We start from the raw sequence: 17,856 nt of genomic DNA, 5'->3' as shown, positions 1-17,856 counted from the left end.
CCAAAAAAATAAGTCTGTAAGCTGTTTTCCTTGCTTACAAACTTATTATACGAGGAGAATTGACGTGAAGAAATTATGTACCAGGATTGCGGCTTTGTTTCTTTTGGCAGCTGTTTTTGCAGGGATTTTTCCAGCAAATGCTGTCGCTGCACAAAACAGTAAGCCGTACCTAATCAAAGTAAATAAGAAGATGTGTACAGTAACAATATATGAGCAGGACAAAAAGGGAAAATACACCGTGCCTGTAAAAGCGATGCTTTGTTCCACTGGGGCAGAGACGCCTTTAGGCACTTTTAAAACCCCATCAAAATACCGCTGGCGGCTTTTGGTGGGAGATGTCTGGGGGCAGTACTCTACAAGAATTGTAAATGGCGTGTTGTTTCATTCGGTATGGTATTATTCTAAGAATGAGGCGACATTGTCAAACCGGCAGTTCAATAATCTGGGAAAGATGGTTTCCCATGGATGTGTCCGTTTAAATGTAGAGGATGCAAAGTGGATTTATGATAATTGTCCTCTTGGAACTACGGTTGTTGTTTATAATTCGGACAATCCGGGACCATTAGGGAAGCCAGAGGGAATTAAGGTAAGTGAAAAAACAAAGATGGGATATGATCCTACAGATATCTGGGCTGAGGGCAATCCTTATGTAAAAAAGACACCGAAAATTACCGGAGCAAAAAACCGGACTATTGATTATGGAACTGAAGTTAGTGTAAAGGATAAGGTTAAGGCAACCTCCATTACCGGTCAGGATATTTCCTCTTCCATCAAGACTCAAATAACCTTTCAGGGGAAAGCAGTAAAGAAAATAGATACTAAGATTACAGGAAAGTATAAGGTAACCTACAAGATAACAGACATTGGGAAAAAGAAAGCTGAAAAAACGGTTACCTTTACGGTCGTAGATAATGTAAAGCCAGTGTTAAAGACTTTAGGAGACCTCTACTGGTCTGAGGATAAGAAAATCACCAGAAAGGATGTACTGGAGGGCGTAGAGCTTACCTGGCACGGTGACAGTTATAATAGTGATAATGTTACATATGAGACAACTGTAGAAGAGGAAAAAGAGGGATTAAAGGTATATCTGATTTCTTATTCCTATAAAGCTCCAAATGGAAAGACAGGAACTGCTACAAGAAGGATTTATGTAGATACACAGGCCCCTGTTATGGATGGCGTGACTGATGGAGAATATACGGTGGAGAGTCCAGATGGATTATCAGGAGAACTGGATATCTCACTTCTGACAGAACAGCTGAAGGTATCAGATAATGTCAGTGAGCTTACAAATAAAGACATTGCTGTCAGCTTAGAACTGATAGGAGGAGAATATTATAAGGCTGTTTATTCTATAAAGGATCAAGCTGGTAATGAAACAACAAAGGAAGCAAGGATACGGATTATTCAGAAGCAGGCAGTTTTGCTGGAAGAGGAAACCGACACACCTTCCACAGAAAATGGTACTTCAGAAATATAAAAATTCTCTTGACAAGTGTACGATTTGACGATAAAATCAAATTATAGTTCACTGTAAGGAGGTGCGTACCAATGGATAAGGCACAGATGTTGAAAAGTCAGATACTGGAGCAGTACCGCAGTGTTCGTCAATTTGCAATTAGTATGGATATGCCGTATAGTACACTGGCCACTGCTTTAGACAAGGGTAACCATGGAATCGAATCTATGGCATATGGTACGGTAATTGCTATGTGTGAAAAACTGGATATTGATCCAGTCGATTTTGAGTCTTATTCTAAGCATGGAAAGAGCCAGCTGACTGATCAGGAAAGAAGAGTATTGGATTACTATTCGCGGCTCAATGAACTGGGTCAGGTAAGAGCTCTGGAGAATCTGGAGGATTATAAGAATCTGGATAAGTATCGAAAGAAAACAGAAAAATTTTAGTTAATATTGGATCAAGAAGGCATATTTATTTGTAGGGACTGTTACAGACAGTCCTTACAAAATAGTCAGATAAATTCTATTTATTTTATGTTCTATTTGACAGTGCAGCTGTCAAAATCGTTTTAAATTCCTATTATTTACAACCAGGTATCAAACGTTGGTTTTTACTGCGTATTTTTGATACAAAACAAAATTAAAAAGAAAGAGAGGAATGTTTATTGACAAAGGAGAAGGAGTATTTGGAGTTTGTAGAGGAGGCTATAGCTTTGATTGCGAAAAGGCTAAAGCTTTCTAAGGAGGCTGTCCGGTTTGAAAAGGGACAGGAGGGAAAAAACAGAGACCGGATTGTAGTAGAGACTCTGTATGAGAATGGCTTGAAAGGAGTTATGGGAATTGAGGCAGCCGGTTTGTTTTTAATGTACAAAAGAGGGATGGCATTAGAGGAGCTGGCAGAGGAGATTGCAAGGGACCGGGAAGAAAAATGCGGTCAGGAGACATTGGAAATATTGCAGGATATGGAAAATTATGATAAGCTGAAGGAACGTTTGATTGTCCGGGCAGTTTCCTGGGAAAGAAAAAGGGAACAGATTTCCGGAAGTGTATACCGAAGATTTGGAGATATTGCCCTTGTAGTGTATCTGGTGCTTCGGGAAACGGAATATGATTTTCTTTCTGCGAAGGTGCAAAGGCAGGCAGTAGAAAAATGGGGTAAAACAGAAAAGGAAATATTTGAAAATGCAATGATAAACACCCATGTTCTGTATCCTCCAAGAATTTATGACTGGCTTAAGGGAGATGGAAAATTCAGTTATCAGGAGGGGGTTTTTATGAACATCTTAGAGCCAGTAAGCTTAAACCGGGGAATACGTGGAAATTGTCTGACGAATGTAAAGCAGCTGAATGGAGCAACCGTACTATTTTATCCGGGAGTGGCTGCCAGGATAGCAGCTCTTTTGGAGGATGATTTTTATGTGGCATTTACCAGCGTTCATGAAGCTATGGTTCATAGTGTTTCCAGTGTGGACCCTCGTATTATTCTAGAATCCTTACGAAGTGTAAATGCAGCTAATGAAGAGGATGAAATTCTAAGCAACCGGATTTATTATTACAGTCAGAAAGAGAAAGCACTGCTGCCACTAGATTAGAAAAAGAAAAAAGGGATTGCATTGCCAGGGAGAATTGCATATACTATAGCTTAGTCCAAGTGAAACGAAGGAGATGAACCAGAATGATTAAAGACATGACAGAAGGAAAACCGATTAAGCTGATTTTTCAGTTTTTTATTCCCTTGATTTTGGGAAATTTGTTTCAGCAGCTTTATAATATGGTGGACTCAGCGATTGTAGGAAAATTCGTAGGTGTCAATGCCCTGGCAGGAGTTGGAGCGACAGGCTCCCTTAACTTTCTGATTCTTGGCTTTGCTATGGGAATCTGTGGTGGCTTTGGAATCATGTTTGGACAGAAATTCGGAGCCAGGGACTATCGGGCCATGCGGCGGTATATTGCGAATTCTTACTATCTGGTAGCTATTATATCGTCAATTTTAACGCCGCTTACCGTAATTTTCTGTCGCCAATTCTTGATTTGGATGGATACTCCAACAGAGATTATTGAGGATGCCTATAATTACATAGTTGTAATTTTTGCAGGTATCAGTGTAACGATGTTATATAATACGGTATCTGCGGTTTTGCGTGCGATAGGGGACAGTAAGACACCCTTGTATGCCTTGGTAGGTTCGTCGATTATCAATATTATTCTGGATTTTGTACTGGTAGTTGGCTTCCGAATGGGAACTTTGGGAGCCGGCATTGCAACAGTCACAGCCCAGGCTGTTTCCGGCATTGTGTGTTTAGTCTATATGTACAAAAAATATGAGCTTTTGCGGTTCCGAAAGGGAGAGGGACGGCTGGGGGGAACCATGGCCGTCCACCTTCTGGGACTGGGTATCCCGATGGCATTGCAGTTTTCCATTACCGCAATAGGAACCATTATTATCCAGGCGGCAGTCAATGGACTGGGTGCAGCAGCGGTTGCAGCTATGACGACAGGCTCCAAGATAAGCACGGTATTCAGTGGGGCTCTGGAAATGCTTGGTATGGCAATGGCAACCTACTGTAGCCAGAATATGGGAGCCAGAAAGTATGACCGGATAAAGCTGGGAGTGCGGGCAGGAATTGTTCTGGCAGCAGCCGCCTGTGCTGTACTGATTACAATGATTATACTTCTGGGGCGACCAATTACCCTGCTGTTCTTAGATAAGAGCCAGACGGAGATTATTGAAAATACCCTTGTATTTATTCAGTGGAATGCTTTTTGTTATCCGCTTCTGGGGCTTTTGTTTATTTTGCGGAATGCATTGCAGGGCATGGGCTACAGTGCAATTTCGATGCTGGCTGGTGTTAGTGAACTGATTGGCAGATGCCTGGTAGCTTTTTGGTGTATTGGACCCTTAGGCTATGTCGGAGGCTGCCTTGCCAATCCAGCAGCCTGGATTCTGGCTGATATTATTTTAGTTTTCAGTTATTTTTATGCAAAAAAGAAAGTGCTGTCTATGGCGGCCGGGGAGAGTAGAAATGAATAAAAGAAATTATCAGAAGGAGCTGGAAAAGGTAATTGAAGGACTTACACAGAAGAAGAAGGTACCCAGACTTTTGCTGCATAGCTGTTGTGCACCCTGCAGCAGCTACTGTATAGAGTATTTAAGTGAGTACTTTGAGATTACTGTGTTTTACTATAATCCCAATATTTCACCCGAAGAGGAGTATAAAAAAAGAGTGGAAGAAGAAAAACGCCTGATTTCAGAGCTTCCGACCAGGCATCCGGTGTATTTTCAGGAAGGAGCCTATCAGCCGGAACGCTTTTTTGACATGGCGAGAGGATTGGAAATGGTGGCAGAGGGTGGTGAACGTTGCTTTTGCTGCTATGAGCTGCGGCTTTTGGAAAGTGTTCTTCTGGCAGAAGAACAGGGCTTTGATTATGTAACAACAACCCTTTCCATCAGTCCTTTAAAAAATGCCGAAAAGCTGAATGAAATTGGAGAGAGGCTCTGCGAAGGGAAAAGAGTGACCTACCTTACTTCAGACTTTAAGAAAAAGAATGGATATAGGCGTTCGATAGAGCTTTCCAAAGAATATGGTCTGTACAGGCAGAATTACTGCGGCTGTGTATTTTCTAAAAGGGAAGCCGAGGCCAGAGAGACTTCGGCTAAAAGTTCATATGTGAAATAAAAAGCTTCTGGAATTCCGGATGATTTGCCAGTTCAAGGCAGGTGATGGAATTCCGGATTTTTTTTATCCGCCTCAGGCTTTGCTCCGGAGCGGATGCGTACAGGGAGGCTCCGGCAAGGGAGGTATTACCAGATGGAACTATCCGGCTGCATAATGTTTCTGGAAACAGGCCGATGCGAGCAGCATTTTCCGGGACTATTTCTGTACCAAGGGTTCCTGCCAGATAGACATGTTCGATTTCTCTGGCTAAGATACCAGCTTCCTGACACAAAAGCTCGATTCCAGTGCAGACTGCTGATTTTGCCATCTGTATCTGGCGGACATCGGACTGGGTAAAGGTAATTGCTCTTTGGCCTCCATAGGCCTTGGTAACAGGATAACCTTCGCTGAAATACGGTTCAGATAGAAGTCCGGTCTCATCCAGATAATTGTGGGATAGAAGCTCGGCTGTTAAATCCAGGATGCCGGTACCACAGATGCCAAGAGGTCTTCCATAATCGATGGTCTGAAAGGAGGGAGCTTTGTCAAGGTTAATATGACAGATAGCTCCCTTGATGCCGCCGATACCACAGGAAATGCCGCCACCTTCCAGTGCTGGTCCTGCCGCTGCTGAGGCAGAGAGAAGCTGTTTTCTGGTACCAAGCACCATTTCGGCATTAGTGCCTAAATCCAGGAGTAGACAGGGCTTTTCCCAGGCGTCAGCATCCAGGGAAAGAAGTCCGCTTAGGATATCGCCGCCGATAAAGGCAGAGACACCAGGAAGCAGAGTCAGGGTGCCAGACTGGGATAGAATGTCGGCACTGATACAGATTTCTTCCAGGGTAATCGGCACGAATGGGTAGGCAGCCAGTCCGTGACAATCATAATTCATAAACAGATGTGTCATAGCCGTATTGGCAGCAATGGTAATGGAAGCAGGTGTATCAGAAGAAAGCTTGGAACACTGCTTTAGTTGTGTGATTCCGAAGGATAAGTCTTTTTTTATGATATCGGACAGGAGTGGACCATGTCCTTCACAGGAAGCCTTGATGCGGCTGACAACGTCAGCTCCAAAGGCAGACTGGTGATTGATAGAAGTAAAAGAGCCTCCCAGATTGTCTGAAAAAGCAAGGGTGGTGGTGCCTAAATCAATGGATATGTGATAGTTGGACATGATAACCTCCTGTAAACAGTTTTGACAGTAGTATAACATACTTTTCAAAAAAATAGGAGTTGACAAATTAAAAAAACTGTACTAAGCTACTAATGGGTAATGAGAATTATTATCAAAAGAAAAGAGTCGAGGGCTATGACATTACAAAATGGCGAAATTGGAAAATATTATCAGGTTACAGGACTGGAAATGGAAGGAAATCTGCTGCAAAGGTTGCAGGCTCTGGGACTGACGGTAGGAACTAAGATAAAGGTTCAGAACCGGAAAAAGGATGGAGCTGTGATTTTTAAGGTTCGTGGAACCCGTTTGGCAGTTGGTAAACGGATTGCCCGGCAGATTGAAATAGAGGAAGCAGTAGAGGGAGGCCATGAGAATGAGTAAGGAATTGAATGTAGGATTTATAGGCAACCCGAACTGCGGAAAGACAACGCTTTTTAATGCGTATACCGGTGCGAGGCTTAAGGTAGCAAACTGGCCGGGAGTTACAGTAGAGAAAAAGGAAGGTGCGATGAAATATCATGAGCATATTTTCAAGCTGGTGGACCTTCCGGGAATTTACAGTCTGACCTCCTATACAATGGAGGAAAAGCTTTCCAGACAGTATATATTAGAGGATGAAGTGGATGTTATTGTAGATATAGCGGATGCTTCCTGTCTGGAGAGAAATCTGTATCTGACCTTACAGCTGATTGAGCTTGGAAAACCGGTAATTCTGGCTTTGAATATGATGGATATTGTAGAAGAGCGGGGAATGGAAATTGATCTGCATCGTCTGCCGGAGATGTTGGGTATTCCTTGTATTCCGGTGTCTGCCCGTAAAAAGACAGGCTTAGATATTCTGATGCATACGGTAGCCCACCATCAGGCAAAGATTAGCGACAGTAATCTGGAGCATCATCACTATGCTATGAAGGAGCAGGGAAACGGCCGCCATAAGCATCAGCATCATTCAGAATATGCTGTGGTTTATTCCGATGAGATTGAGGATAAGATTGACGAGATTATTGCCCTTTTAAAGGAAAAGTATGGAGAGCTTAAAAATCCACGCTGGTATGCAATTAAGCTTTTGGAAATGGATGCGGAAATTATGGAGAAGTATCCATTGGAGCTTTCTGGTATTGTGGATCACTCCTACGAAACTGAGATTATTAATCAGAAATATGATTTTATTGAGGAAATTATAGAAGAGGTTCTGGTAAATAAGATAAAAAAGGAAGAAAAAACAGATCGTGTGGATGCACTTCTGACTCACCCTTTGCTGGGACTACCGATGTTTCTTGGTATTATGGCTCTGGTATTTTTCTTTACCTTTACCGTTGGAGATTTCTTAAAGGGGTATATGGAGCTTCTTCTGGATGCGGTATCTGCCTGGATTGCTGTAGCTTTAAGGGCGGTTGGAGCCGGTGAGCTTTTAACCTCTTTAGTGATTGATGGAATTGTAGCCGGCGTAGGAGGTATTCTATCCTTCCTGCCAAATATCTTTATTCTCTTCCTTGCTCTGGCAATTTTAGAGGATAGTGGATATATGGCAAGAGTGGCCTATGTTATGGACGGCATTATGAGTAAAATTCACTTGTCCGGTCGGGCTTTTATTCCGATGCTCTTGGGCTTTGGCTGTACTGTACCGGCAGTGATGGCCTCCCGTGCTCTGGAAAATCCAAGAGATAGAATTAAGACTATTTTTGTGACGCCTTTTATGTCCTGTAGTGCAAGGCTTCCAATCTATGTATTATTTTCACAGATATTTTTTGGAAAATATGCGATGTTTGCAGCCTTTTCCATGTATGTAATTGGTCTTTTGGTAGCTATTTTAGTAGCTTTAGTTATGGGAAAGCTTGATAAAAGCGAGGAAAATGATATGCTTTTAATTGAGCTTCCAGAGTATAAAACACCAAATGCCCATACTATTTTTATCTATGTCTGGGAAAAGGTAAAGGATTACCTGCAAAAGGCAGGAACAACGATTTTTGTAGCTTCGATTGCAGTCTGGGCAATTTTAAATTTTGGCCCATCTGGTATGGTGGCTGATATGTCAGACAGCTTTGGTGCCATGCTTGGAAAGCTTTTAGTACCGGTGCTGGCTCCGGCTGGTCTTGGACTTTGGCAGATTGGAGTATCCTTAATATCGGGTATTGCAGCAAAGGAGGTTGTAGTGTCCAGTATGACCGTTTTATTCCATGTTGGAAATATTAATTCGGATACAGGAATGACTGATTTTGCAGAAATTTTAGGACAGTATGGCTTTGGCCCTCTGAATGCCTATGCCTTGATGGTATTCTGCCTTTTATATGTGCCTTGTGTAGCAACGATTGCGACAATGAAAAAGGAGTTAAATTCCGCAAAGCTTACAGCTGCAGCAATAGCTCTTCAGCTTGTTATTGCATGGCTTATGGCAGTTTTAGTATATCAGATTGGAGGACTTATATGGTAGAAATACTGATAATTACAGTACTAGTGGTTTATTGTGGCTGGGTGGTTACAAAAAAGATAAAGGATATAAAGGCTGGAAAATGTAGCTGTGGCTGCAGTGGCTGCGATGGCTGTTCATCGTGCCGGGAATATGAAAAATTGCGTTCAACTAGAGAAAAATAAAAAAAGGAAATGGAGAAAATCCGTCGAATATTACTTATAGCAGGATTTTTGCGTTTAAAGGGGGTAGTGTCATGGACGGATTTGAGACCATTCGGGAAAAGATGGAAGCAAGAGAGCATGATATATTTAGTTCTTTTGCTTCTTTTAGTGATTCATCCAGAGGGCGTGATAAGGCGGAACCGGAATGTGATGTGAGGCCTTGTTACCAGCGGGATCGAGATAGGATTCTGCACTGTAAGTCCTTTCGGCGGTTGAAGCATAAGACCCAGGTTTTTCTGGCTCCGGAGGGAGACCATTACAGGACCAGACTTACCCATACACTGGAGGTGGCCCAGATTGCCAGAACGATATCCAGGGCTTTAAGGCTTAATGAGGAGCTTTCTGAGGCGATTGCTTTGGGACATGACTTAGGACATACTCCTTTTGGGCATGCTGGTGAGAGAGCATTAAACGAGGTGTGCAGTGAGGGGTTTTCCCACCACATGCAGAGTATCCGGGTTGTGGAGCTTCTAGAAAAGGATGGAGAGGGTATGAATCTGACCTGGGAGGTAAGAGATGGCATAAGAAACCATCAGACGGCAGGAATGCCTTCAACGCTGGAGGGAAAGATTGTCCGGCTTTCCGATAAAATTGCGTATATTAATCATGATATTGATGATGCTATCCGAGGACATATTATAAAGGAAGAGGATATACCAGAGGCCTATCGCAGTGTGCTGGGACGTAGCTGCCGGGAGCGGTTGAATACCCTGATTCATGATATTATAAAAAACAGTGAAGGAAAAAATGAGGTTCTTATGTCAGAGGCGGTTCACAAGGCTATGTTTGATTTGAGGAAATACATGTTTTCTTATGTATATACCAATCCAATTGCCAAAGGACAGGAGCGTAAGGCGGAGAATATGCTAAAGGAACTGTTTGAATATTATATGAGGCATACAGAGCTTTTGCCAGAAGAGTATACCCACATGAGGGAGAGGGGCGAATCGGATGAGAGAGTTGTATGTGATTATATTGCGGGAATGACAGACCGTTATGCAATATCAAAGTTTAAAGAATTAAAGATTCCAAGCTTTTGGGAGGTCAAATAAGAAATATGTTTTATCCGGAAGAATTAGTAGAAGAAGTGCGTCAGAGAAATGACATCGTAGACGTGATTTCTTCGTATGTAAAGCTGACAAAAAGGGGCTCCAATTATATGGGGCTATGCCCCTTTCATGGAGAAAAGACACCTTCCTTTTCTGTAAGCCGTCAAAAGCAGATGTATCACTGCTTTGGCTGTGGTGTGGGAGGCAACGTTTTCACCTTTTTAATGGAGTATGAAAATTATACCTTTGTAGAGGCAATGAAATACCTGGCACAGAGAGCCGGAGTACAGCTGCCGGAGGCGGAGTATTCGGAGGAAGCCAGGAGAGCACAGGATTTACGTTCCCGGCTTTTAGAGATTAATAGGCAGGCAGCTAAGTATTATTATTACCAACTCCGCTCGGAAAGAGGCGGACAGGCTATGGCGTATCTGAAAAAAAGAGGGCTGAGCGATGAGACTATCCAAGGCTTTGGATTGGGATACTCCAATAAGTTTGGTAATGATTTATATCAATACTTAAAAAAATTGGGCTATGAGGATAATATTTTAAAGGAATCCGGTCTGATTACGATGGATGAGCAGAAGGGAGCCTATGATAAATTCTGGAACCGGGCTATGTTCCCTATCATGGATGTTAATAACCGGGTTATTGGCTTCGGCGGCCGTGTGATGGGAGATGGAACACCAAAATATTTAAATTCACCAGAGACAAAGCTTTTTGATAAAAGCCGTAATCTTTACGGACTGAATCTGGCACGGCTTTCCAGAAAGAAGAATATGATTATCTGTGAGGGCTACATGGATGTAATTGCCCTTCACCAGGCAGGTTTTAATAATGCTGTAGCTTCGCTGGGGACGGCTTTTACCGGGTTGCAGGCTAATCTTTTAAAGCGGTATACGGATGAGATTTTAGTGACCTATGACAGTGATGGTGCCGGTACCAAGGCAGCCTTAAGGGCTATTCCGATTCTAAAGGAAGCAGGACTTTCTGCCAGAATAGTGGATATGTGCCCCTTTAAAGACCCGGATGAATTTATCAAGGCTTTAGGAGCTGAAGAGTTTGAAAAACGGCTTCAGAATGCAAAGAATAGCTTTTATTTTGAAATTGAGGTTCTGGAAAGGGATTATGATTTAAGTGATCCGGAGCAAAAGACCCGTTTTTTTAATGAAGTGGCAAAGCGGTTGACGGATTTCAAGGAGGAAATCGAGCGGAATAATTATATTGAGGCAATTGATAGGATGTATCATATCGGTTTTGAGAACTTAAGGCGTCTGGTCAATCGCTATGGAAGCCAGCTGATTGGCTCGGCCTCTTATATAAGAAGTGAAGAGCCGAAGCTTAAAAGAGAAGGAAAAAGGGAGGAAGAAGGTATTCATAAGACCCAGAAGCTTTTGCTTACCTGGCTGATTGATGATACTTCCCTGTTCCAGAAAATAAAAGGTGTGATTACAGAAGATGACTTTAGGGGGGAAATATACCATGAGGTAGCACAGATGCTGTTTTCACAGTATGAAAAGGAGACAACGGTAACACCGGCAAAGATTATCAACCATTTTGAAAGTAAGGAGGAACAAAAACAGGTGGCAGAGCTTTTTCATACTGGCTTTCAGGAGGAAATGTCACCCCCAGAGCGGGAAAAGGCTTTTAATGACATTGTAAAGCGGGTGAAGGCAGCAAGTCTGGAATACGAAATTCAGCATTTGACGGATTTATCCAGTCTGCAGCGGCTCATTGAGGAACAGAAGAATTTACAGAATTTGCATATTTCTTTACAGGTTGGTTAGTATATAGTAACAAGTCAAGGGAAAGGACAAGGTGCAGGTTATGGATGAAGGAATGGTTAAGTTTACAGAAAAGCTGAAAGAGCTTTTGGAGATGGCAAAGAAGAAAAAAAATGTATTGGAGGTACAGGAAATTAACGAATTTTTCGGCGATATGGAATTGAGTCCGGAGATGATTGAAAGGACCTACGAGTTCCTGGAATCCAAGGGTGTAGATGTATTAAGGATTACAGATGATATTTCCGATGATGATATTATTCTGGAAATGGAAAATGATGGGGAAGAAGAGGAAGATTTGGAAAATATTGATCTTTCTGTACCCGAGGGTGTCAGTATTGAGGATCCTGTGCGAATGTATCTGAAGGAAATCGGAAAAGTACCGTTGTTAAGTGCAGATGAGGAAATCGAGCTTGCTAAGAAGATGGAGGAAGGCGATACCGATGCTAAAAAGCGTCTTGCAGAGGCTAATCTGCGTCTGGTAGTCAGTATTGCCAAAAGATATGTTGGCAGGGGGATGCTGTTTTTAGACCTGATTCAGGAAGGAAATCTGGGACTTATTAAAGCCGTTGAAAAATTCGATTACCGCAAAGGATATAAATTTAGTACCTATGCGACCTGGTGGATTCGCCAGGCAATTACCAGGGCGATTGCTGACCAGGCAAGAACCATTCGTATTCCGGTGCATATGGTGGAGACGATTAATAAGCTGATTCGTATACAGAGGCAGCTTTTACAGGAGCTTGGAAGAGAGCCTTCCTTAGAGGAAATTGCAGCAGAGATGAATATGCCATTAGAGCGTGTACGGGAGATTCAGAAGATTTCCCAGGAGCCGGTATCCTTAGAAACTCCGATTGGTGAGGAGGAGGACAGTCATCTGGGCGATTTTATTCAGGATGACAATGTACCGGTACCGGCAGAGGCGGCTGCTTTTACTCTGTTAAAGGAGCAGCTGGGCGATGTTTTAGGCACACTTACTGAGAGAGAACAGAAGGTTTTATGCCTGCGTTTCGGTCTGGACGATGGAAGAGCCAGAACCTTAGAGGAGGTTGGCAAGGAGTTTAATGTAACCCGTGAGCGTATCCGCCAGATTGAGGCAAAGGCTTTAAGAAAGCTGCGTCATCCGAGCCGTAGCCGGAAGCTGAAGGATTATTTGGAATAAAATTGGAATGGAGTTTATTATGCAGTTATCAAAACGCTTGGAGGCAGTTGCAGCCATGGTGACAGAAGGAAACCGACTTGCAGACATTGGCTGTGACCACGCCCATACTTCAATTTATCTGGCAGAAAGGGGAATTATTCCTTCCGGAATTGCAATGGATATTAATAAAGGACCTCTGGAGCGTGCAAAGGAAAATATTTGTCGATGTGGATTTTCCGGGCAGATAGAGACAAGATTATCGGATGGGGCAAAGGAGCTTTTGCCTGGAGAAGTAGATACTATTTTGATAAGTGGTATGGGGGGTGGCCTTACTGTAAAGATTCTTTCGGAGAGCAGGAAGGTTGTGGAAACAGTAAAGGAGCTTGTTTTGCAGCCTCAGTCAGAGATTGGCAATGTCAGACATTATATTCATGAGCTGGGCTTTCGGATTGTAGAAGAATTTATGCTTACAGAGGATGGTAAGCACTATACCGGCATCCGGGCTGTAAAAGGACAGGAATGTTATGACAAAGAGATATTTTATCGCTTTGGAAAGCTTCTTTTAGAGCAGAAAAATCCGGTTTTAAAGGAATTTCTGGAGTATGGAAAAGAAAGCTTTACCAAGGTGACAAAAGAGCTTTCTGGACAAGCTCATGATAGAAATAAAGAGAGGCTTTCAGAACTTTTGCAGGAGCTAGAATATATGGAGGAAGCTTTGGCATATTATACATAAATACAACAGAAAAAGGAGAAGAATATGAAAGAAAAGACATACTATGAATTGGCAAGGGAACATCAGGCAGAATACAAAAATGATATTTTACTGGCAGTGGCAGATGGACAGTTAAAGGAGCTTCGAAAGAAAGTTTCTGGAGAGGAAAAAGAAATAGCCTTTCTTACGGCAGAGCATTCTGCCGGTATGAAAACCTATGTAAGAGGAATTATTATGGTTCTTATGAAGGCTGTTTACCAGGTGCTTGAAAGAGATAAAATTGAAAAGGTATCGGTAGAGCATTCCTTGGGGCCTGGATATTATATTGAGATTAAAGGAGCGGCTGTTGGAGAAAAGGGTATTTCTGAGGAAATTCGGAAGAAAATCAAAGACAGGATGCACAGGCTGGTGGAGGAGGATATTATTTTTGACAAATACACGATGAATACCAGCGAGGCAGTCAGACGCTTTCATGAATACCGGATGTACGATAAGGAAAAGCTTTTTAAGTACCGTCGGGTATCTAAGACGAATATTTATAATCTGGACGGTTTTGAGGACTATTTCTTTGGCTATATGCCATACAGTACGGGTGCATTAAAATATTTTGATTTATACAGCTTTGACAAAGGACTGATTTTACAGCTGCCTACCAGAAAGGAGCCAACGAGGGTACCGGAGTTTGTACCAAGGAATAAGCTGTTTTCTGTTCTTCGCGAGGCAAGCCGTTGGAATCAGACAATGGAAATTGCTACGGTAGGAGCTCTAAATGATGTTATTGCTTCTGGCGGTATGAGTGATTTGATGCTGGTGCAGGAAGCACTGCAGGAAAAGAAGATTGGCGAGATAGCAGAACAGATTGCAAGCTCCAAAGGCAAGAAATTTGTTATGATTGCAGGCCCATCTTCCTCTGGAAAGACTACCTTTTCCCACCGATTGTCGATACAGCTTCGCACCTTTGGGCTAAAGCCCCATCCGATTGCTGTGGATGATTATTTTGTTGACAGGGAGAAGACACCGAAAAATGAAGATGGCACTTATAATTTTGAGTGTCTTGAGGCTCTTGATATTGAGCAGTTTAACAAGGATATGCTGGCTTTACTTGCCGGTGAAACGGTAGAACTGCCGACCTTTAATTTTAAGACGGGTAAGCGTGAATATAAGGGTAATTACAAGAAGCTGGGGAGGGATGATATTCTGGTGATTGAAGGCATCCATGGACTAAATGACAAGCTATCCTATTCTCTGCCGGCAGAAAGTAAGTTTAAAATCTATATCAGTGCCCTGACAACGCTGAATATAGATGAACATAACCAGATTCCGACCTCAGATGGGCGTCTGATCCGCCGTATGGTAAGGGATGCCAGAACCAGAGGTGCCAGTGCGGCACGAACCATTGACATGTGGTCCTCTGTGCGGGCAGGAGAAGAAGAATATATTTTTCCATTCCAGGAACAGGCGGATGTTATGTTTAATTCTGCACTGATTTATGAACTGGCTGTGCTAAAGCAGTATGCAGAGCCGATATTGTTTGGTATCCGGGAGGATGAGCCGGCTTATATGGAGGCAAAGAGAATTCTTAAATTCCTGGATTACTTTGTAGGAGTATCCAGTGAGGATGTACCAAAGAATTCCATTTTAAGAGAGTTTGTAGGAAACAGCTATTTCCATATCTGAGAACAAAGAGTTTGCAAAGCAAACTCCTTGCCTCGAATTAAAAACAGAGAGTTTCCAAATGGAAGCTCTCTGTTGAAATAGTTTTTAGAAAAAATGAGTAGCACTATAAGCCGAGTTCTGTAATCGATGGTCATCTATCTAGTTCTGATGTCGCCACCAGAATCAAGCGACCTACCCGAAAGCACGACGGGCAGCCGTATCGCTTTCTGTTCGGTCTTGCTTCGGATTGGGTTTACATGTGCCCTGTCTGTTACCAGACAGGCGGTGAGCTCTTACCTCGCCTTTCCACCCTTACCCGGAAAAGCTCCGGGCGGTTTATTTCTGTTGCACTGGCCTGGGAGTCACCTCCACCGGACGTTATCCGGAATCCTGCCCTGTGAAGCTCGGACTTTCCTCACCTGCAGCCTTTCGGCATTTGCAGCCGCGACCATCCGTGCTACTCATCCTTGGGTATTCTAACATTTATTTGTAAAAAAGTCAAAAGAAAAAATATAGGAGAAATTGTGATATGAGTTATATGGAAGTAATCAAAGAAGAAAATAAAGGAATGGAGGAACGCTATGAACTGGCAACCTCCAGAATTCAGGAGATTGCTGCTGACGTAGGAAGTGTTGGTGCTTCCTATCAGGAATATTTTAAAAAGGCAGCAGATTTTCTCTTACTGACAGAAAAGGCTGCTAAGATGACAGAAGCAAGAGAGAAGACAGAAGGGGCAAAGCTGAAGGAGATGAATGAAGCCCTATATGAAGATATTCGTAATGAGGCTTATGAAACAAGCTATACAAATCCGTCCTATGCCAATGAAAGGCTTGGAAAAGACTATGGGCCGGCTCTGTGTGTTTTGTATACCTTGCTGCGGAAAAATATAGCCTATGCCTATGAGGGACTTATGGCAGAACGGACCTTTACAATGGAGCTGTTTATCGAAATATTCAATCTGTTTGAGGATGAGGATGAGACAACCGTTCAGGCAGTAAAATCAGCTCTTTATTATTTTGACAGTGATTATACAGAGGTACGCTGCCGGGAGAATACAAAACGGCTGTTTTTGCCAGAGTATGGTTTTGCAACGGCGATTATTAAAGATGCAGATTTAACAAAGGAAAGCTGTGAGGCGGCTGGACCGGACTACCTTTACTATTATGGGGAGCTGGTTACGGAAAATGAGATAAAGACGGCAAGATATCTAAACAGTTTAAGTAAAGAAAAGATAGAGGCATTGGCAAGAACCTATACCGAGGGCTTTCGCCTTGGCTTTGTCAATGGACGTCTGGACTTATCCATTAAGAATACAGTAGAGATTCGTTATCATCTGGGCTTTGAACGGATTGTAAGAGCGGCAGTAGAGCAATTTTCCGAACTTGGACTGTGTCCTACCTTTCGCAGAACAGCAATTGTAAGCTCCCGGGCAAACCGGCAGTATGATTATGACCACCGCTATGATGATGCTCTGTATCTGGATAAAGCACTGGCGGACAGAAGGATTTCCGGGATGACAGCTGCCTATGAAGAGGTAAAGGAGGCAGCGGGAAAATTTGCAGGCCCTGCCCTGATTGAAGTGTTTGGAGAGCAGCCATTTGCACCGAAGGCAAAGGAGGAGGCTCTTTCCTATAACGAAAAGCAGCAGAAGCTTATGGTAGATTACCGTAGAAATGCCTCTATTTTGGGAAATAAATATATAAAGATGGAAGAGACCAGCTTTACGATTATTGCATATCCAATTCCGGAAATCGGAGATAACTTTAACGAAATATTTGATGAAACAGTTAAGGTAAATACACTGGATATGGATTTGTACCGGGACATCCAGCAGAAGCTTATCGATGTATTGGATCAGGGAGAATATGTTCATATCCTCGGTATGGGAAAGAATCATACCAACCTGAAGGTTGCCCTGCAAAAGCTTTCTGATCCGGAAAAGGAAACCCTGTTTGAAAATTGTCTTGCCGATGTTAACATTCCGGTAGGAGAGGTATTTACTTCCCCAAGGCTTAGTGGAACCAACGGTGTTTTACATGTCAGTGAGGTGTATTTGCGGGAGCTTAAGTACCTGGATTTAGAGCTTACCTTTGAGGATGGAAAAATTGCAGACTATACCTGTAAAAACTTTTCAGAGGAAGCAGAAAATAAGAAATTTATCAAAGAAAATATTATGAATCAACAGGAGACTCTTCCTATTGGAGAGTTTGCGATTGGAACGAATACGACGGCTTATGCTATGGCCAGGAAATATGGGATTTCTGGCAAATTACCGATTTTGATTGCAGAAAAAACAGGGCCGCATTTTGCAGTTGGTGATACTTGTTTTCGGATGCAGGAGGAGGTAAAGACCTTTGGGCCAGATGGAAAGGAAATGGTTGCAAAGGATAACGAAATTTCTATTTTGAGAAAGACAGAAATAGAAAAGGCATACTTTAACTGTCATACAGATATCACCATTCCTTATGATGAGTTAGGTGAGATTTCTGTTTATGATAAAAATGGAATAAGAACTATTCTTATAAAGGATGGCCGATTTGTTTTACCTGGCACAGAGGAATTAAATAAGGCTCTCGATGCGTAACTAGCAATTTTTAC

Annotated in this window: 15 protein-coding genes and 1 other RNA gene; 14 read left to right on the top strand and 2 right to left on the bottom strand. The window is 42.6% G+C overall.

From position 1 onward, the window contains the following. The first annotated feature begins 64 nt into the window (after window positions 1-64). The 5 genes from ASU35_RS10175 to ASU35_RS10155 all read left to right on the top strand — a co-directional run bounded on the left by ASU35_RS10175 (window position 65) and on the right by ASU35_RS10155 (window position 5,138). Entirely contained in the window at window positions 65-1,480 is a 1,416-nt protein-coding gene (locus ASU35_RS10175; protein WP_058352916.1) for a L,D-transpeptidase, read from the top strand. A 71-nt stretch (window positions 1,481-1,551) separates the two neighbouring features. Then, complete coding sequence (locus ASU35_RS10170; RefSeq protein ID WP_058352915.1) at window positions 1,552-1,908, top strand: hypothetical protein; 357 nt, start codon at window positions 1,552-1,554, stop codon at window positions 1,906-1,908. Between the two features lie 218 nt (window positions 1,909-2,126). Continuing rightward, window positions 2,127-3,053 (top strand): DUF5688 family protein, encoded by a 927-nt coding sequence (locus tag ASU35_RS10165; RefSeq protein WP_058352914.1) that lies wholly within the window; start codon window positions 2,127-2,129, stop codon window positions 3,051-3,053. Window positions 3,054-3,136: 83 nt separating this feature from the next. Next, a complete protein-coding gene (locus ASU35_RS10160; RefSeq protein ID WP_058352913.1) occupies window positions 3,137-4,492 on the top strand; it encodes an MATE family efflux transporter in 1,356 nt (451 codons plus the stop codon). Beyond that, window positions 4,485-5,138 (top strand): epoxyqueuosine reductase QueH, encoded by a 654-nt coding sequence (locus tag ASU35_RS10155; protein WP_058352912.1) that lies wholly within the window; start codon window positions 4,485-4,487, stop codon window positions 5,136-5,138. The genes ASU35_RS10160 and ASU35_RS10155 overlap by 8 nt, the downstream gene beginning before the upstream one ends. Here the strand turns inward: ASU35_RS10155 and ASU35_RS10150 are convergent. After that, window positions 5,116-6,291, bottom strand: coding sequence for an ASKHA domain-containing protein (locus ASU35_RS10150; RefSeq protein ID WP_058352911.1), 1,176 nt, complete (start codon window positions 6,289-6,291; stop codon window positions 5,116-5,118). The two genes, ASU35_RS10155 and ASU35_RS10150, sit on opposite strands and share 23 nt — an antisense overlap. A 135-nt stretch (window positions 6,292-6,426) precedes the next feature. Here ASU35_RS10150 and ASU35_RS10145 point away from each other — a divergent pair, with 135 nt between their 5' ends. From ASU35_RS10145 to ASU35_RS10115, 8 genes are all read left to right on the top strand, one after another. Beyond that, window positions 6,427-6,672, top strand: a complete 246-nt coding sequence (locus ASU35_RS10145; RefSeq protein ID WP_058352910.1) for a FeoA family protein — start codon at window positions 6,427-6,429, stop codon at window positions 6,670-6,672. After that, a complete protein-coding gene (feoB, locus tag ASU35_RS10140; protein ID WP_058352909.1) occupies window positions 6,665-8,722 on the top strand; it encodes a ferrous iron transport protein B in 2,058 nt (685 codons plus the stop codon). The genes ASU35_RS10145 and feoB overlap by 8 nt, the downstream gene beginning before the upstream one ends. Further along, window positions 8,716-8,883 carry a FeoB-associated Cys-rich membrane protein gene (locus ASU35_RS18735; RefSeq protein WP_147525426.1) on the top strand — a complete coding sequence of 56 codons (168 nt, stop codon included), beginning with the start codon at window positions 8,716-8,718 and terminating at the stop codon, window positions 8,881-8,883. The genes feoB and ASU35_RS18735 overlap by 7 nt, the downstream gene beginning before the upstream one ends. A gap of 71 nt (window positions 8,884-8,954) precedes the next feature. Beyond that, window positions 8,955-9,974 carry a deoxyguanosinetriphosphate triphosphohydrolase gene (locus tag ASU35_RS10135; RefSeq protein ID WP_058352908.1) on the top strand — a complete coding sequence of 340 codons (1,020 nt, stop codon included), beginning with the start codon at window positions 8,955-8,957 and terminating at the stop codon, window positions 9,972-9,974. 5 nt (window positions 9,975-9,979) lie between these two features. Then, on the top strand, window positions 9,980-11,755 hold the full coding sequence (gene dnaG / locus ASU35_RS10130; protein WP_058352907.1) for a DNA primase: 1,776 nt from the start codon (window positions 9,980-9,982) through the stop codon (window positions 11,753-11,755). Window positions 11,756-11,795: 40 nt separating this feature from the next. Next, complete coding sequence (rpoD, locus tag ASU35_RS10125; RefSeq protein ID WP_058352918.1) at window positions 11,796-12,911, top strand: RNA polymerase sigma factor RpoD; 1,116 nt, start codon at window positions 11,796-11,798, stop codon at window positions 12,909-12,911. Window positions 12,912-12,930: 19 nt separating this feature from the next. After that, a complete protein-coding gene (locus ASU35_RS19290) occupies window positions 12,931-13,623 on the top strand; it encodes a tRNA (adenine(22)-N(1))-methyltransferase (protein ID WP_147525425.1) in 693 nt (230 codons plus the stop codon). Window positions 13,624-13,647: 24 nt separating this feature from the next. Next, a complete protein-coding gene (locus ASU35_RS10115) occupies window positions 13,648-15,279 on the top strand; it encodes a uridine kinase family protein (RefSeq protein ID WP_058352905.1) in 1,632 nt (543 codons plus the stop codon). Window positions 15,280-15,369: 90 nt separating this feature from the next. On the opposite strand, the gene rnpB is transcribed toward ASU35_RS10115, so the two are convergent. Beyond that, window positions 15,370-15,722, bottom strand: an RNA gene (gene rnpB, locus ASU35_RS10180) — RNase P RNA component class A. 65 nt (window positions 15,723-15,787) lie between these two features. Here rnpB and ASU35_RS10110 point away from each other — a divergent pair. Then, window positions 15,788-17,842, top strand: a complete 2,055-nt coding sequence (locus ASU35_RS10110; RefSeq protein ID WP_058352904.1) for an aminopeptidase — start codon at window positions 15,788-15,790, stop codon at window positions 17,840-17,842. Window positions 17,843-17,856: the final 14 nt, after the last annotated feature.

Origin of the sequence: Acetivibrio ethanolgignens (assembly GCF_001461035.1) — a bacterium.
In the GTDB taxonomy this organism is placed as follows: domain Bacteria; phylum Bacillota; class Clostridia; order Lachnospirales; family Lachnospiraceae; genus Velocimicrobium; species Velocimicrobium ethanolgignens.
The sequence above is the reverse complement of the archived record's forward strand: the minus strand, read 5'-3'. Positions and strand labels throughout refer to the sequence as shown.

What these genes read in the sequence shown, in the direction of transcription:
- ASU35_RS10115 (WP_058352905.1), top strand. Translation starts at nt 13,648, where the DNA reads ATGAAAGAAAAGACATACTATGAATTGGCAAGGGAACATCAGGCAGAA.
- ASU35_RS10145 (WP_058352910.1), top strand. Translation starts at nt 6,427, where the DNA reads ATGACATTACAAAATGGCGAAATTGGAAAATATTATCAGGTTACAGGA.
- ASU35_RS10160 (WP_058352913.1), top strand. Translation starts at nt 3,137, where the DNA reads ATGATTAAAGACATGACAGAAGGAAAACCGATTAAGCTGATTTTTCAG.
- feoB (WP_058352909.1), top strand. Translation starts at nt 6,665, where the DNA reads ATGAGTAAGGAATTGAATGTAGGATTTATAGGCAACCCGAACTGCGGA.
- ASU35_RS10170 (WP_058352915.1), top strand. Translation starts at nt 1,552, where the DNA reads ATGGATAAGGCACAGATGTTGAAAAGTCAGATACTGGAGCAGTACCGC.
- rpoD (WP_058352918.1), top strand. Translation starts at nt 11,796, where the DNA reads ATGGATGAAGGAATGGTTAAGTTTACAGAAAAGCTGAAAGAGCTTTTG.
- ASU35_RS10135 (WP_058352908.1), top strand. Translation starts at nt 8,955, where the DNA reads ATGGACGGATTTGAGACCATTCGGGAAAAGATGGAAGCAAGAGAGCAT.
- ASU35_RS18735 (WP_147525426.1), top strand. Translation starts at nt 8,716, where the DNA reads ATGGTAGAAATACTGATAATTACAGTACTAGTGGTTTATTGTGGCTGG.
- ASU35_RS10110 (WP_058352904.1), top strand. Translation starts at nt 15,788, where the DNA reads ATGAGTTATATGGAAGTAATCAAAGAAGAAAATAAAGGAATGGAGGAA.
- ASU35_RS10155 (WP_058352912.1), top strand. Translation starts at nt 4,485, where the DNA reads ATGAATAAAAGAAATTATCAGAAGGAGCTGGAAAAGGTAATTGAAGGA.
- ASU35_RS19290 (WP_147525425.1), top strand. Translation starts at nt 12,931, where the DNA reads ATGCAGTTATCAAAACGCTTGGAGGCAGTTGCAGCCATGGTGACAGAA.
- dnaG (WP_058352907.1), top strand. Translation starts at nt 9,980, where the DNA reads ATGTTTTATCCGGAAGAATTAGTAGAAGAAGTGCGTCAGAGAAATGAC.
- ASU35_RS10150 (WP_058352911.1), bottom strand. Translation starts at nt 6,291, where the DNA reads ATGTCCAACTATCACATATCCATTGATTTAGGCACCACCACCCTTGCT.